Here is a 14,159-nt window from a genome sequence, read left to right as displayed (position 1 = left end):
TGATCTCCCGTTATAGGGTTTGGGCCATGGTTGCAGGCTTTTAGTTTCGGTGGATGTCTGCGTACGACTCATGGCGAGCGATGGGCGCGGACGAGGCTGTTCAATGGGCTATCAGTCAGTATTGATGATGAATGGTAAATCGCTATCGCGGGCAAGCCCGCTCTCACAGGGATTTACGTCAATAGTGATACCACTTCACCTCTAGCATCACTTCATTCTCGGGTGTGGCGAGGTGACTGAATTCGCGCTGGGCACTCAGGCGCAGGCCCAGGTTACGCGACAGTTCCCACTGCTGATTCAGGCTGATGTTTCGGCGCACTTCGCCATTGGTGAAGAAGTCGCCTTTGGTCTCCAGGCTGAAATTGCCCAGCGGGTTGTTCCACAGTACACCGGTGTTGAAGCCCGCCGCCGGGGCGATGAAAGCGGCGAAGTCGTTATTGTGTTCAACGCGCACGGTGCCCAAGGCAAAGCCGAGCAGGTCGTCACCCAGTTGCCAGGTGCCGCCGCCACCGCCATTGACGTGGCTGACCAGGGTTTCGTCGTCATGCTTGCCCGGCACGCGCTCCAGACCGCCGGTCACCTGCCACGACAGCGGTTGCAGCAGCTCGTTGCGCGGGGTCAGTGAGCGAATCGTTGCCAGGTCTAGCTGCTGAAACTGCCATTGATTGCCTTCGTACTGGCGCAGTTTCATTTGCAGGATTTCGATCTGTGCGCCGAGCGGGAAGCTTTCGGCGTTGTCGTTGAGATCGTGATAGGCCATGCGCAGGCCGTACTCGCCAAATGCTTTATCGCCCCGGGTGCCGATGCCGGCCTGCCAGGTGCGCGATTCATGGCCGTCCTCGGGCAGGCCGGGTCGCGGGATGTCCAGTTCCGGTGCGGGGTTCTGGTTGATCGCCCGCAGCAGTTCGAAACTGCGTTGCGCCCGCGCCGGGTCGCGTTCCTGGCCGTTGGCGCGGTAGCGTTCCAAGCGATAAGCGGCGTCGATGATCAGCGCCTGGCGGTCTTTGGGTTGAGCCTTGAAGGCGGGGGCCTGCAACTGTTTCTGATCCGCGCTGACGTTCAGCACCCATTGCTGTTCATCAGCGTTCAGCGGTTCGGCGCGACTCAACAATTCACGCTCGCGGGACGGGCGATACGTTATCGACTCGACCAGCCCGGCTTCCTTGACCGCTTTGACGGTGTCGGTGGGGATGGCGGTCAGCGGGAATTGCTCGGTCAGGCGCAGGCTCGGTCGCGCCACCTGCAGCAATTCGAGCAGGCGATAGGAGCAGTTTTCGTCGAAGAAGAAGTAATCGAACTTGATCTGTTTCAACTCCCAGACGTGCTCGACCATGCGTGCGGTTTCTGGCTGGGTCAGGTTCAGCCGGTATTCCCACAGGTCGCGGTTCTCCAGACTGCGGTATTCCGAGAGCTTCTCCTGATACGGCACCAGCGCAAACAGGCCCGGGTAACCGCCCATCAAGCCTTTCCAGGCGTAAAGGATGCTGTTGTCCGAACCTTCGATGTAGGCACCAAAATTGATGGCATAACTGAGCAGGGCGGTATGGTCGCTCTGCACGTCTTTCTGGTCGATGCGCAATAACGTGTGGCCAAACATTGAAGACGGACTGTTCAAGTACGCCGCCGGGAAAATCATCACCGCGCTGTCGGGCGAGACGTCCTTGAACCATTGCTTGAACTCGGCGCAGTCCAGTGTCGGCAGGTCCGTCAGATTGAGCTGGGCTTTCAACCAGCGGGTGCGGGCCGGGTAAACGCATTGGGCGTGTTGTTCGCCGGCACTGGCCGGGGCGTACAGCGCTTGCACGGTCGCGGCCAGTTCATGGTCGGGATGTTCGTTGCCATCAGGCGCAAGAAAGAACTTCTGGTCGCTGACATAGCTGCGCCAGCCGCCAAGCTTGGCGGTTTCGTAGTGGCCCAGGGAAATCCAGAAGGGGTCATTGGCCAGTTGCTGCAAACGTTGATTGTCCAGATGTGGCGCGGCGGACAACGGGGCACAGACACAGAGCGCCAGCCAGGCAAGGCGTTTGAGCATAGTGAGCAACTTAAAGTCGAAAAAAACAAAGACCCAAAGAGGGGCGGGCCAAAAAATAAATCCGCTCCCCGAAAGGAGCGGGCGGTTCGAGCTTAAGCTTGAGTGGCGTACTTGGCCAGACGCGGATCGCTCTTCAGAACGGCCAGGGTGTTGGTATGCACGTCTTCAGCGGTCACGTCAGCCTTGCTGAAAATTTGCTGGAAGTGTTCGTGAGTCACCGCAGCGAAATGCGCACGGTCTTCCGGCGCCACGCCCAGTACCACCGCGTAAGTGGTCAGCGCTTCGCCCTGACCTTTGGCCATGTCTTCGGACAGCTCGTTCATCATGCCATTCATGGCAATCCAGGATTTGCCGCCGTAGGTCAGCGATGCATTCGTTGCGCAGCCGTTGGTGCCGGAGGTCATACCGAAGGTTGCGTTGCCGGAGGTGCCGTTGGTGGTGGAGGCCATGAAGTGAGCCGGGGTGCCACGCTGACCTTCGAACAGCATGTTGCCCCAACCGCAATCCGGGCCGCCTGGAGCTTGCGCCATGGCGTTGAGGGATACAGCGGTGAAGAGAGTACCGAGAAGAATCCGTTTCATAGCTATGTTCTCTTTGTGTGCATACCGATGGACTAGGGGGTTCTGGCCCATTCTGGCGCCAGTGGGCCGGTTATTTATCCAGCCGCGCAGTTTGGAGTTTAGGCAGGATCACGGGGTTCCGTGATTTTTTGCAAAACATTCGTTGAAATCATTGGTTTAGCCCCGGCCCGCCTGGGGATGGCCCTTTGACTATGCTTTGGCTGGAGGTGCGCCTTGCAAGTGAGGTATGGGCAGCGCCAGAATGCCGCTATCTGCCCCGCCTGATGTAAGGAAGCCCGATGCCTGATCCTGTTGCTGCCAGCTTGCGTCTAGCGCCTGAAGCGCTGACCCGTCCGTTTTCCGCTGAACAGTTCAGCTTCTCTACCACCAATGATCTGGAGCCCTTTCGCGGTGTGCTTGGCCAGGAACGTGCGGTTGAAGCCTTGCAGTTCGGTGTGGCCATGCCACGCCCCGGTTACAACGTCTTTGTCATGGGCGAGCCCGGTACCGGCCGGTTTTCTTTCGTCAAACGCTACCTGAAGGCCGAAGGCAAACGCCTGCAGACCCCGGCGGACTGGGTCTACGTCAACAATTTTGATGAGCCGCGCGAGCCGCGCGCCCTGGAATTGCCGTCGGGCACCGCGGGTGCTTTCATCGGCGACATCAACGGCTTGATCGATAACTTGCTGGCGACCTTTCCGGCGGTGTTCGAACACCCGTCCTACCAGCAGAAGAAAAGCGCCATCGACCGCGCCTTCAATCAGCGCTACGACAAGGCGCTGGACGTCATCGAGCGCCTGGCCCTGGAAAAAGAAGTCGCCCTGTATCGCGACGCCAGCAACATCGCGTTTACCCCGATGAGCGAAGGCAAGGCGCTGGATGAAGCGGAATTCGCCCAGTTGCCGGAAGCTGATCGCGAACGTTTCCACGAAGATATTTCCGTCCTGGAGGAGCGCCTGAACGAGGAGCTCGCCAGCCTGCCGCAATGGAAGCGTGAGTCGAGCAATCAACTGCGCCACCTCAACGAAGAAACCATCACCCTGGCCTTGCAGCCGCTGTTGTCGCCGTTGTCGGAGAAGTACGCCGAGAACGCGGCGGTGTGCGGTTACCTGCAAGCGATGCAGGTTTATTTGCTGAAAACGGTTGTCGAGCAACTGGTCGACGACAGCAAAACCGACGCCATTGCCCGCAAGTTGCTGGAAGAGCAATACGCACCAAGCCTGGTGGTCGGGCATTCGGCCAGCGGCGGTGCGCCGGTGGTGTTCGAGCCGCACCCGACGTACGAAAACCTGTTTGGCCGGATTGAATACAGCACCGATCAGGGCGCGTTGTACACCACCTATCGGCAGCTGCGTCCGGGTGCCTTGCACCGGGCCAACGGCGGCTTCCTGATCCTTGAAGCGGAAAAAATGCTCAGTGAGCCGTTCGTGTGGGATGCGCTAAAGCGCGCCCTGCAATCGCGCAAGCTGAAAATGGAATCGCCGCTGGGTGAGCTGGGTCGACTGGCCACCGTGACCCTGACGCCGCAACACATTCCGTTGGCGGTCAAAGTCGTCATCATCGGTGCCCGCCAGCTGTATTACACGCTGCAAGACCTCGATCCGGACTTCCAGGAAATGTTCCGCGTCCTGGTGGACTTCGACGAAGACATCCCGATGGTCGACGAGAGCCTGGAGCAGTTTGCCCAGTTGCTCAAAACCCGCACCTCCGAAGAAGGCATGGCCCCATTGACGGCCGATGCGGTGGCGCGTCTGGCCACGTACAGCGCACGCCTGGCCGAGCATCAGGGGCGCTTGTCGGCGCGTATCGGTGATCTGTTCCAACTGGTCAGCGAGGCGGACTTCATTCGCCACCTGGCCGGCGATGAAATGACCGACGCCGGGCATATAGAGCGTGCGCTCAAGGCCAAGGCCACGCGTACCGGGCGCGTTTCAGCGCGGATTCTCGACGACATGCTGGCCGGTATCATCCTGATCGACACCGATGGCGCGGCGGTCGGCAAGTGCAACGGGCTGACGGTGCTGGAAGTCGGCGACTCGGCCTTCGGTGTGCCCGCGCGGATTTCCGCCACGGTGTATCCAGGTGGCAGTGGCATCGTCGACATCGAGCGCGAAGTTAACCTCGGCCAGCCGATTCACTCAAAAGGCGTGATGATCCTCACCGGGTATCTGGGCAGTCGTTACGCCCAGGAGTTCCCGCTGGCCATTTCCGCGAGCATCGCCCTGGAACAGTCCTACGGGTATGTCGATGGTGACAGTGCGTCGCTGGGCGAGGCGTGCACGCTGATTTCGGCCTTGTCGAAAACACCGCTCAAGCAGTGCTTTGCGATCACCGGGTCCATCAACCAGTTCGGCGAAGTGCAGGCCGTGGGCGGGGTCAACGAGAAGATCGAAGGTTTCTTCCGGCTTTGCGAAGCGCGCGGGCTGACCGGCCATCAAGGGGCGATCATTCCGCAGGCGAACGTTGCCACGCTGATGCTCGACGAGAAAGTGCTGGCCGCCGTGCGCGCGGGGCAGTTCCATGTCTACGCGGTGCGTCAGGCGGACGAAGCCTTGAGCCTGTTGGTGGGCGAACCGGCAGGTGCGCCGGATGAAAATGGCGAATTCCCCGAAGGCAGCGTCAATGCGCGGGTGGTGGAGCGTCTGCGGGTGATTGCCGAGATGATCAGCGAGGAAGACCTCAAGGAAGCCGAGAAAGAGATGGCGCAGGAGGCGTTGGCCGAAACAAAACCAGCGTGACGCGGTTTTGAGCTGAGTTCATACACCTCCTGTGGGAGCCGAGCTTGCTCGCGATGAGGCACTGACATTCAACATCTTTGTTGGTTGAAAGTCCGCTATCGCGAGCAAGCTCGGCTCCCACAATTTATTGTGGTGTATGCCGAAAGTGCCATCACTCTGGCGTCAATCTTCACACAATGACCATTCGGCGCCTTCTGGTCTCGCCTGGCGTGCTAGTCAAACTTTTCTTCTATTCTCTGGTTCAGGGATATCGACAGTAATCACAGGATCGAGACAGCCTTCCCGTGGGGGGCTGAATACCGGATCTACCGAGGGTCGCCGCCATGTCGCGCAACCTCTGCCTTACCCGTCAATGCCTGGGCCTTGTCACCCGTATCGAATGTGCTATCCGCCCTCTGGCGGGAGATACGGGCATGTGGACCCTGCTCTTCGCCGCCGGAATGGCTGGCGAGCAACCCTCGGCCATCAAGGCGCAAGGCCCGTTTCATGGCCCTTTCGTGGCTGAATCCATCCTCGACACCATCGTTGAAAGCTTGACCCTGCACGGCTACGAACTGGCCGACGATCCACAAATCTGGTGCCTGCACCTGCAAGCCCAACTGCGGGAAATCAATGGTGGCCGTTGCCGCAATCTCGGCGGGTTCGAGTATCGGCCCGATCACTGAGCGGCTTATTGATCAAGCTGGCTCATATCAGCCTTGGCCAGTTTGACTTCGAAACCGTACTGCACGGTGGCGAGGTCGGTTCGCTGATAACTTTCCAGTTGTGTGGGCTGGCCATAGAAGTAGTGCACGTCAAATAACGCCGGGCCATCGGCACTGGCGTCGTGCGTGACCGCAAGAATCTCCTTCAGGTAGTTCCCGCTGTCATCCTTGGTGAAAAATCGCCAGTCCTGCGCAGGAAACAACTTCACATCCACCATCAGCGCATTGCCTTTGAGCTCCAGGCCCTTGGGTAATTTGCGGGTGTCGAGCGTCTGTTTGTCGACGGTGGCCAGAAACAACGGCATGGAGCCCACTGCGAAGGCCGGTGTTTGCGTAAACAGGTTCAGGTCATAGGTGATCGTGCCGCGCAGAGGGTCGACCTGGTAAGCCTCTGGTGGCAGTTCGATCGGTTCATCGCGTTTGCCGTTACTGTCCGCGGTAAAAAAACTGACCGGGCTGTCGCCGGGGCTGAAAGAGTTGCCAAGCAATTCGTCATTGAAGCTTCTAGGGTGAGTGAACTCGATACGCGCTGCGCTCGGGTCCTCCACCGACTGATTGACGTTGATGCTTTTTTTCAGCTGTTCCTCACTCAGTGTCGCGCCCTTGAGCCAGTTCGGTACCTGATCGTCGTACACCACCACCGGCAAGGTCAGCGGCTGAATGGTTTTTGCCGTGGTATGCGTGTCGAAGCTCAGTACCGTCAGCTTCAGGTCCTTGCGGGTTACGGTGACGCTCGAGAAGTCCAGCAGGCTGACTTCAAGGGTCTCGATCGGCCCGTTGAAATACACCTTGGAATAGTGCTGGCCCTGCTGCTTCTCGAACGTGCGCTGTTCTTCATCGAGCTGATGTTCGAACGCCTCGCTCCAGGCCTTTTGTTGCTGCATTTTCGCCAGTTGTTTTTGATAGAAGGCAATTTGCGTGGCGGTTTCGTTGATCGAGCCGGCCCGCGAGAGAAATTGCCCGGTGGTGTCTTTGGCCTGGACAATCAGGGGGTTCAGCGGCGTTTCACCGACTTCGGGGGCCACTGGCGCGCTGTTGGTGTATTCGATCTCGGCGTAGTTCTTTTCAAGCTTCAACAGGGTCACGCTGAGGTTGTCGTTGGTGCGGGTCTGGCCAACGTCCTTTTTGCTCAGGTCGAAGCTATAGAGCCGGTGCGGTGCGATCACTTCGACTTTGCCTTGCAGGCTCACCGGTTGCGGCTGGTTTTTTTTGTCGACATCCAGGCCTTCGATGAAAGGGTAAGTCACCGTCAGGTCATCGGGGTTGGTCAGGTTGGAACTCGACGGGCTGAGTTGAATGCCGGGATCGGTTTCCGACCATTCGGGCTGGAAGGGGATGACTCGTTTGTTGCTCAGTGTCACCGACTGCCATTCCAGGCCATGGGGGAACAGGAACGCTGCCGGAATACTGAAATTGAAGGGGAACACCGGTTGCAGGTCGGTCAGGTAATCGGAGCTGGAATCCTTGTGCAGCACAAACAGGCCATTGATGTAGGTGTCGACCAGGGCCTGGGGCGTGGGGTAGTGCTTGAGCACGGCGAGGGCATCTTCGCCGTATTCGGTTTCCACCGGTTTGCTGTCGAGTTTGAGCTGCGCACGTTCAAGCAGCAGGAGTGAACCGCCGAGTTCGGAGACCGCGTCCTTGAGTTTCGGGTCCTGGATCTGATCCAGTGACTGCTCGAACTGCGCGGTTTTTTCCTCGAGGCTGACCTGATGCTTATCCTCGCCGGGCGAGCAGCCGCTCATCAGCAGAATCAGGCAGATACCGGCACTCGATAAAGGCAATCGCACATCCATTTTCCAGTCTTCCTGTCCGATGTCGCTGAGCGGTCAATAGTCTGGACACTAGCAGAAAAACTTTGTGACACACGCGCAGGTGGCGGATTTCTCGACGGTTTCTGGCTGCTTCTGGGTATAGACAGGTGGCTGATATACTCGCCGCCATTTCCAACCCTGTGTGAGATTCAATGGAACGCTTTATCGAAAACGCAATGTACGCCTCCCGCTGGCTGCTGGCGCCAATCTACTTCGGACTGTCCCTCGGGCTACTGGCTCTGGCGCTGAAGTTCTTTCAGGAAGTTTTCCACGTTATCCCTAACGTATTCTCGATGGCGGAGTCGGATCTGATTCTGGTGCTGCTGTCGCTGATCGACATGGCGCTGGTGGGCGGTTTGCTGGTGATGGTGATGATTTCCGGTTACGAGAACTTCGTCTCTGAACTGGACATCGACGAACACAAGGAAAAGCTCAACTGGCTGGGCACCATGGATTCATCTTCACTGAAGATGAAAGTGGCGGCTTCTATCGTGGCGATTTCCTCTATCCACCTGCTGCGGATCTTCATGGATGCCAAGAACGTCGATCCCGAGCATTTGAAGTGGTACGTGATCATTCACATGACGTTCGTGATATCGGCGTTCGCCATGGGCTACCTGGACAAGCTGACCAAGCACTGATTCGCCCAACCCCTGTAGGAGCAAGGCTTGCCTGCGATGGCTGCACCTCGGTCTGACGATAAACAGCGGTGATGCCATCGCGGGCAAGCCATGCTCCTACAAGGGTTATTCGGTCGAACCGGACGGGCGGTGTTGTTTCTGGCTTGTACTTTGATGCGCCGAAGCCTATCCCTGTAAGTAGTCTCGGCTCGTCACTGTAGGGGTGCCTCCATGAACCTTGTTGAATTACGTGCTTATGCCATCGCAGGGAAAATCGATGAGCTGAACCTGATCTCCATGGAAGGCGGGATCTACTTGCTGGAAGCACGCATGCATGGCGCAGCGTATCCCTTGAGTGATGCCCATGACCAAATGTTCAATCTGCGTTCGGTCGAGCATGCGCGTCAGATACTCCATGACTTCCCCACATTGCCATTCAACCTTGTGCATACCCTGGTTCATGATGAAATGTGCGGGCTTGTTTCCAATGCAGAGGAAAACCTGAAGGTGCAACTCGCCTTCCAGAGCGCATGGCACCACTGAGGTCCTAATCAACGCTACGGCATCTGTGCTAGTCTGCTGGCCCTTTTGGTTCCGGGCGCTCCGGGACGCGCTGTGCACGCACGGCAAGTTCCCGAGCCGTCCGCACAGCGGAGCAGTGTCATGTCCGAAGTAAATCTGTCCACCGACGAAACCCGCGTCAGCTACGGTATTGGCCGTCAGCTGGGCGACCAACTGCGCGACAACCCGCCACCGGGCGTTAGCCTGGACGCGATCCTGGCTGGCCTGACCGATGCCTTCGCCGGCAAGGAAAGCCGTGTTGGCCAGGAAGAAATGTCCGCGAGCTTCAAGGTGATCCGCGAAATCATGCAGGCCGAAGCGGCTGCCAAAGCTGAAGCGGCTGCTGGCGAAGGCCTGGCTTTCCTGGCTGAAAACGCCAAGCGTGATGGCATCACCACCCTGGCTTCCGGCCTGCAATTCGAAGTATTGACTGCCGGTGAAGGCGCCAAGCCAACCCGTGAAGATCAAGTGCGTACTCACTACCACGGCACCCTGATCGACGGCACTGTGTTCGACAGCTCCTACGAGCGCGGCCAGCCTGCAGAGTTCCCGGTTGGCGGCGTGATCGCTGGCTGGACCGAAGCCCTGCAACTGATGAACGCCGGTAGCAAATGGCGTCTGTACGTGCCGAGCGAACTGGCTTACGGCGCTCAAGGCGTTGGCAGCATTCCGCCGCACAGCGTACTGGTATTCGACGTCGAACTGCTCGACGTTCTGTAATCCCCCCTGTAGGAGCATGGCTTGCCCGCGATGGCATCAACTCGTTTTCAAGGCGAAACCAAATCGTCTGTATCGCGAGCAAGCTTTGCTCCTACAAGGATTTTCGGACTTTTTCATATCTCGATCCTGTGGTGCAGTTCACTGCTGGGGCGCAACGCCCGGGCATAGCAGAACAGAAACAGATTACGCACCAGTTCCTTTAGCACCAGTGGCTCGCTGGAACTCAGGCCATTGACGTCCAGGTCACCCTGATCCTGCAGTTCATTCAGCGCTTCTTCTTCAAGTACCGCACAGACTTCCCCGGTTTCCCGATGCAGGATCCTGAGGTAAGGGTGTGGGCGGTCGAGCCAGGCATCGATTAAGTAAGTCATGAGTCTCATCTCCATTGACGGATTTCAATGAGAATAATTCTTATTCATAAAATAGCAAGGGCCTATTGGCGGATCGGGATTTTTTCTGGGTAAAGACTGCGCAAGGTCAAACGGCTGGCGTTTGGCTATATCTCGTGTTTGCGGATTGAAACGGGGGAGGGCGAAGCACCATCCCACGCAGGGCGCGGGATGGAATACAGCAGGTTCAGACTTTTCTGACGAACTCGGATTTGAGCTTCATCGGGCCGATGCCGTCGATCTTGCAGTCGATGTCGTGGTCGCCATCGCACAGGCGGATGTTCTTGACCTTGGTGCCGACCTTGACCACCAGCGACGTGCCTTTGACCTTGAGGTCCTTGATCACGGTGATGGTGTCGCCGTCCTGCAGGACGTTGCCGACCGAATCCTTTTTCACCGTGTCATCGGACGCCACGTCAGCTTCACCGCTGGCAGACCATTCGTGCGCGCACTCGGGGCAGATCAGCTGTGCGCCGTCTTCATAGGTGTATTCGGAATTGCATTTTGGGCAGGGTGGCAACGTGCTCACTAAAGCTCCTTGGATTCAGGATCGCTAAAAAGCGCACATTATATAGGGTTTTTGGCGGATGGTGGGGCAGCGCGATCTTTGTAGGAGCCGGGTTCTAACAGGTGGGATCAGTGCGTGCGGGCGACCGCAAATTCGCTCAATTCGACCAGTGCATCGCGGTATTCGCTGGCAGGCAGTGCGTCGAGGCACTTGATAGCCCGGGCCACGTAATCACGAGCCAGTTGCGCGGTATATTCCAGCGAACCAGACGCTTCTACCGCTTCGCGGATGCTTTCCAGGTCTTCGATGCCGCCTTTCTGGATCGCCTTGCGCACCAGCGCAGCTTGCTCTGGCGTGCCTTCGCGCATGGTGAAGATCAGCGGCAGGGTTGGCTTGCCTTCGGCCAGATCGTCACCGACGTTCTTGCCCAGGGTTTCGGCATCGCCCTTGTAGTCCAGCAGGTCGTCCACCAGCTGGAAAGCCACGCCCAGGTGGTCGCCAAAGGTGCGCAGTGCTTCAGCCTGTTCCGACGTGGCTTCGCAAAGAGCGGCGGCGCTGTGGGTCGACGCTTCGAAGAGCATCGCAGTCTTGCCGCGGATGACTTCCATGTAGGTTTCTTCAGTGGTGCTGGCGTCACGGACCTTCGACAGCTGCAACACTTCGCCTTCGGCGATGATGCGGGTCGCTTGCGAAAGGATCTTCATGACCGGCATGGAGCCCAGTTCGACCATCATTTCGAAGGAACGCGAATAGAGGAAGTCGCCAACCAGCACGCTCGGTGCGTTGCCCCACATGGCGTTTGCCGTCGAGCGGCCACGGCGCATGCCTGACATGTCGACCACGTCGTCGTGCAGCAGGGTCGCGGTGTGCAGGAATTCGATGGTTGCCGCCAGCAGGCGCAGGTCATCGCCTTCACGGCCTAGCGCCTTGCCACACAGCAACACTAATAAAGGACGAAGGCGTTTACCGCCAGCCGAGGTAATGTAATCGCCGATTTTCGATACCAGCGGCACTCGGGAAGTCAGCTGCTTCTTGATGATGCCGTCGACGGCGCTAAAATCGTCCGCCACCGCGCGGTAGAAAGCTTGGGGTTGCATCAGCGACAGTTGCTCCAGAAGGGTTGCGCGGCATGCTAGGACCCACGTCGGCGGGTGTCAAGGCACGATAGACGGCCTCTTGCATCGCTCCGGCAGCTTGCGTACAATCGCGCACCCTGAACTTCCTGGGCAGCACCTGCCTTACGCAATTGCAAACAGGCCTTCCAGCCCTATGCAGCCATGCCAGCCAATACCTCTTCTTATAAAGAGCTGGGTGAGCAGGATTATCGGAGAAATACCATGTCGTACGCAGTAATTGTTACTGGTGGCAAGCAATACAAGGTCGCCCCAGGTGAATACCTGAAGATCGAAAAACTGGAAATCGCTACCGGCGAATCCGTTACTTTTGATCGCGTTCTGTTGGTCGCCAATGGCGATGACGTGAACATCGGCGCTCCAGTTGTTGCTGGCGCTACCGTTGTGGCTGAAGTGATCTCCCAAGGTCGTCACGATAAAGTCCGCATCATCAAGTTCCGTCGTCGTAAGCACCACATGAAGCGTATGGGCCACCGCCAGTGGTACACCGAGATCAAAATCACCGGTATTCAGGCTTAATTTCAGCCTAATTCCTCACTAGGAGAATTGACTCATGGCACACAAAAAAGCTGGTGGTAGTACCCGTAACGGTCGCGACTCAGAAGCCAAACGCCTTGGCGTGAAGATGTATGGCGGCCAGGTTATCATTCCGGGCAACATCATCGTGCGTCAGCGCGGCACCCAATTCCACGCCGGTTACGGTGTTGGCATGGGTAAAGATCACACTCTGTTCGCGAAAATCGACGGCGTGATCAAGTTTGAAGTAAAAGGCGCTTTCAACCGCCGTTACGTAAGCATTGTCCCGAAGACTGACGTCGTCGCGGCATAATTACGTGGTTGCTGGAAAAGCCCTGTCTTGCGACGGGGCTTTTTCGTTTGTGGGGTGAGTCTCTTGCAAAGCTGTTTGTGATGGGCTCCAGCGCACGTTTTTGCGGTCGTTGAATGAGGTCGCTGCGCTCATTTTTGCAAGAGTCTTATGTCTAGATTTTTTCGGCTCGTCCGTATGGCGAGAGGCGTTTTGTTATGAAGTTTGTTGATGAAGTATCGATTCGAGTAAAGGCTGGTGACGGCGGTAACGGTTGCATGAGCTTCCGTCGCGAAAAATTCATTGAAAACGGCGGCCCGAACGGCGGTGATGGTGGTGATGGCGGCTCGGTCTACATGATCGCCGACGAAAACCTCAACACCCTGGTCGACTACCGTTACACCCGTCACTTCGATGCCGAGCGCGGTTCCAACGGTGGTAGCACCGACTGCACTGGCAAAAAAGGTGAAGAGCTGGTGCTGCGCGTACCGGTTGGCACCACTGTCATCGATGCGGCCACTCAAGAAGTGATCGGCGACCTGACCAAGGCTGGTCAGAAGCTGCTGGTGGCTCACGGTGGCTGGCACGGTCTGGGTAACACCCGTTTCAAATCCAGTACCAACCGCGCTCCGCGTCAGACCACTCCGGGTAAGCCGGGTGAGGCGCGTGATCTCAAGCTGGAAATGAAAGTACTGGCTGACGTCGGTCTGCTGGGCTTGCCGAATGCCGGTAAAAGTACCTTTATCCGCTCGGTATCGGCCGCCAAGCCGAAAGTCGCCGACTACCCGTTCACCACGTTGGTGCCGAACCTGGGTGTGGTCAGCGTCGATCGCTGGAAGAGCTTCGTGGTTGCGGACATTCCGGGGCTGATCGAAGGTGCTTCCGATGGCGCCGGCCTGGGGATTCGTTTCCTCAAGCACTTGTCGCGTACCCGTTTGCTGCTGCACCTCGTGGACATGGCGCCACTGGATGACACCAGTGCGCCGGATGCTGCTGAAGTAATCGTCAGCGAGTTGACCAAGTTCAGTCCGTCCCTGGCTGAGCGTGATCGCTGGCTGGTGCTGAACAAGTGCGACCAGATCCTTGAAGAAGAGCACGATGCTCGCGTCAAGGAAATCGTTGATCGCCTGGAGTGGACTGGTCCGGTTTACGTGATCTCGGCCATCTCCAAGCTGGGCACTGAGCGTCTGTGTCACGACATCATGCGTTATATGGAAGACCGTGCTGATCGCCTGGCTGCCGACCCGGCCTACAAGGAGGAGTTGGCTGAGCTCGATCAGCGCATCGAAGACGAAGCGCGTGCTCAACTGCAGGCCCTGGATGACCAGCGTGCCCTGCGTCGTAGCGGCGTGAAGTCGGTCCATGACATCGGCGACGATGATTGGGATGAAGAAGATGTGGATGACGAAGACGGTCCGGAAATCATTTACGTGCGTGACTGATTCGGTAGGAGCCGGGCTTGCCCGCGATGGCGGTTTATCTGTCTGATCGCGGTGTTATCATCGCTGGCAGACCGGCTCTCTAAGCGCCGCTCAATTGAGCGGCGTTTTAGTATCTGGAAATCGGTAGTTGGTC

General features: G+C 57.8%; 14 protein-coding genes. 8 read left to right on the top strand and 6 right to left on the bottom strand.

Annotated elements, in window-relative coordinates; all coding sequences use genetic code 11:
* Window positions 1-178 precede the first annotated feature (178 nt).
* Window positions 179-2,032, bottom strand: coding sequence for an Lnb N-terminal periplasmic domain-containing protein (locus AC1D2P_RS01090; protein ID WP_477757935.1), 1,854 nt, complete (start codon window positions 2,030-2,032; stop codon window positions 179-181).
* Between the two features lie 92 nt (window positions 2,033-2,124).
* Window positions 2,125-2,613: a DUF3015 domain-containing protein gene (locus AC1D2P_RS01085; protein ID WP_109786303.1), complete on the bottom strand. Its 489-nt coding sequence runs from the start codon at window positions 2,611-2,613 to the stop codon at window positions 2,125-2,127.
* A gap of 278 nt (window positions 2,614-2,891) precedes the next feature.
* Here AC1D2P_RS01085 and AC1D2P_RS01080 point away from each other — a divergent pair, with 278 nt between their 5' ends.
* Entirely contained in the window at window positions 2,892-5,330 is a 2,439-nt protein-coding gene (locus tag AC1D2P_RS01080) for a Lon protease family protein (protein WP_109786302.1), read from the top strand.
* Between the two features lie 323 nt (window positions 5,331-5,653).
* Entirely contained in the window at window positions 5,654-5,995 is a 342-nt protein-coding gene (locus AC1D2P_RS01075; RefSeq protein ID WP_046028575.1) for a PA4575 family protein, read from the top strand.
* A gap of 5 nt (window positions 5,996-6,000) precedes the next feature.
* On the opposite strand, the gene AC1D2P_RS01070 is transcribed toward AC1D2P_RS01075, so the two are convergent.
* The gene (locus tag AC1D2P_RS01070) at window positions 6,001-7,830 is read right to left on the bottom strand and encodes a hypothetical protein (RefSeq protein ID WP_477757934.1); all 1,830 of its coding nucleotides are present in this window, start codon (window positions 7,828-7,830) and stop codon (window positions 6,001-6,003) included.
* A 170-nt stretch (window positions 7,831-8,000) separates the two neighbouring features.
* Here AC1D2P_RS01070 and AC1D2P_RS01065 point away from each other — a divergent pair, with 170 nt between their 5' ends.
* The 3 genes from AC1D2P_RS01065 to AC1D2P_RS01055 all read left to right on the top strand — a co-directional run bounded on the left by AC1D2P_RS01065 (window position 8,001) and on the right by AC1D2P_RS01055 (window position 9,749).
* A complete protein-coding gene (locus AC1D2P_RS01065) occupies window positions 8,001-8,489 on the top strand; it encodes a TIGR00645 family protein (RefSeq protein WP_046028571.1) in 489 nt (162 codons plus the stop codon).
* A 210-nt stretch (window positions 8,490-8,699) separates the two neighbouring features.
* A complete protein-coding gene (locus AC1D2P_RS01060) occupies window positions 8,700-9,011 on the top strand; it encodes a DUF6482 family protein (RefSeq protein WP_046028569.1) in 312 nt (103 codons plus the stop codon).
* A 120-nt stretch (window positions 9,012-9,131) separates the two neighbouring features.
* Window positions 9,132-9,749, top strand: coding sequence for an FKBP-type peptidyl-prolyl cis-trans isomerase (locus AC1D2P_RS01055; protein ID WP_008028844.1), 618 nt, complete (start codon window positions 9,132-9,134; stop codon window positions 9,747-9,749).
* Window positions 9,750-9,862: 113 nt separating this feature from the next.
* Here the strand turns inward: AC1D2P_RS01055 and AC1D2P_RS01050 are convergent, their stop codons facing one another.
* From AC1D2P_RS01050 to AC1D2P_RS01040, 3 genes are all read right to left on the bottom strand, one after another.
* Complete coding sequence (locus AC1D2P_RS01050; RefSeq protein ID WP_046028565.1) at window positions 9,863-10,120, bottom strand: PA4570 family protein; 258 nt, start codon at window positions 10,118-10,120, stop codon at window positions 9,863-9,865.
* Window positions 10,121-10,325: 205 nt separating this feature from the next.
* Window positions 10,326-10,667 (bottom strand): zinc ribbon domain-containing protein YjdM, encoded by a 342-nt coding sequence (locus AC1D2P_RS01045; RefSeq protein ID WP_046028563.1) that lies wholly within the window; start codon window positions 10,665-10,667, stop codon window positions 10,326-10,328.
* Between the two features lie 107 nt (window positions 10,668-10,774).
* On the bottom strand, window positions 10,775-11,743 hold the full coding sequence (locus tag AC1D2P_RS01040) for a polyprenyl synthetase family protein (RefSeq protein ID WP_046028560.1): 969 nt from the start codon (window positions 11,741-11,743) through the stop codon (window positions 10,775-10,777).
* Between the two features lie 240 nt (window positions 11,744-11,983).
* Between AC1D2P_RS01040 and rplU the strand changes: the two genes are divergently transcribed.
* From rplU to cgtA, 3 genes are all read left to right on the top strand, one after another.
* Complete coding sequence (gene rplU, locus AC1D2P_RS01035) at window positions 11,984-12,298, top strand: 50S ribosomal protein L21 (RefSeq protein ID WP_003176051.1); 315 nt, start codon at window positions 11,984-11,986, stop codon at window positions 12,296-12,298.
* A gap of 34 nt (window positions 12,299-12,332) precedes the next feature.
* Window positions 12,333-12,608: a 50S ribosomal protein L27 gene (gene rpmA / locus AC1D2P_RS01030; RefSeq protein WP_007943982.1), complete on the top strand. Its 276-nt coding sequence runs from the start codon at window positions 12,333-12,335 to the stop codon at window positions 12,606-12,608.
* 194 nt (window positions 12,609-12,802) lie between these two features.
* Window positions 12,803-14,026: an Obg family GTPase CgtA gene (cgtA, locus tag AC1D2P_RS01025; protein WP_027924200.1), complete on the top strand. Its 1,224-nt coding sequence runs from the start codon at window positions 12,803-12,805 to the stop codon at window positions 14,024-14,026.
* Window positions 14,027-14,159: the final 133 nt, after the last annotated feature.

The organism is Pseudomonas sp. P1_F1_2, assembly GCF_056405815.1.
Note: the sequence above shows the minus strand (reverse complement) of the source record. Positions and strands in the feature narration are given on the sequence as shown.

Bases quoted from the DNA above. Each gene is read 5' to 3' on its own strand.
- AC1D2P_RS01080 (WP_109786302.1), top strand. From the start codon at position 2,892: ATGCCTGATCCTGTTGCTGCCAGCTTGCGTCTAGCGCCTGAAGCGCTG.
- AC1D2P_RS01085 (WP_109786303.1), bottom strand. From the start codon at position 2,613: ATGAAACGGATTCTTCTCGGTACTCTCTTCACCGCTGTATCCCTCAAC.
- AC1D2P_RS01060 (WP_046028569.1), top strand. From the start codon at position 8,700: ATGAACCTTGTTGAATTACGTGCTTATGCCATCGCAGGGAAAATCGAT.
- AC1D2P_RS01055 (WP_008028844.1), top strand. From the start codon at position 9,132: ATGTCCGAAGTAAATCTGTCCACCGACGAAACCCGCGTCAGCTACGGT.
- AC1D2P_RS01090 (WP_477757935.1), bottom strand. From the start codon at position 2,032: ATGCTCAAACGCCTTGCCTGGCTGGCGCTCTGTGTCTGTGCCCCGTTG.
- AC1D2P_RS01050 (WP_046028565.1), bottom strand. From the start codon at position 10,120: ATGACTTACTTAATCGATGCCTGGCTCGACCGCCCACACCCTTACCTC.
- AC1D2P_RS01075 (WP_046028575.1), top strand. From the start codon at position 5,654: ATGTCGCGCAACCTCTGCCTTACCCGTCAATGCCTGGGCCTTGTCACC.
- rpmA (WP_007943982.1), top strand. From the start codon at position 12,333: ATGGCACACAAAAAAGCTGGTGGTAGTACCCGTAACGGTCGCGACTCA.
- AC1D2P_RS01065 (WP_046028571.1), top strand. From the start codon at position 8,001: ATGGAACGCTTTATCGAAAACGCAATGTACGCCTCCCGCTGGCTGCTG.
- rplU (WP_003176051.1), top strand. From the start codon at position 11,984: ATGTCGTACGCAGTAATTGTTACTGGTGGCAAGCAATACAAGGTCGCC.
- cgtA (WP_027924200.1), top strand. From the start codon at position 12,803: ATGAAGTTTGTTGATGAAGTATCGATTCGAGTAAAGGCTGGTGACGGC.
- AC1D2P_RS01040 (WP_046028560.1), bottom strand. From the start codon at position 11,743: ATGCAACCCCAAGCTTTCTACCGCGCGGTGGCGGACGATTTTAGCGCC.
- AC1D2P_RS01070 (WP_477757934.1), bottom strand. From the start codon at position 7,830: ATGGATGTGCGATTGCCTTTATCGAGTGCCGGTATCTGCCTGATTCTG.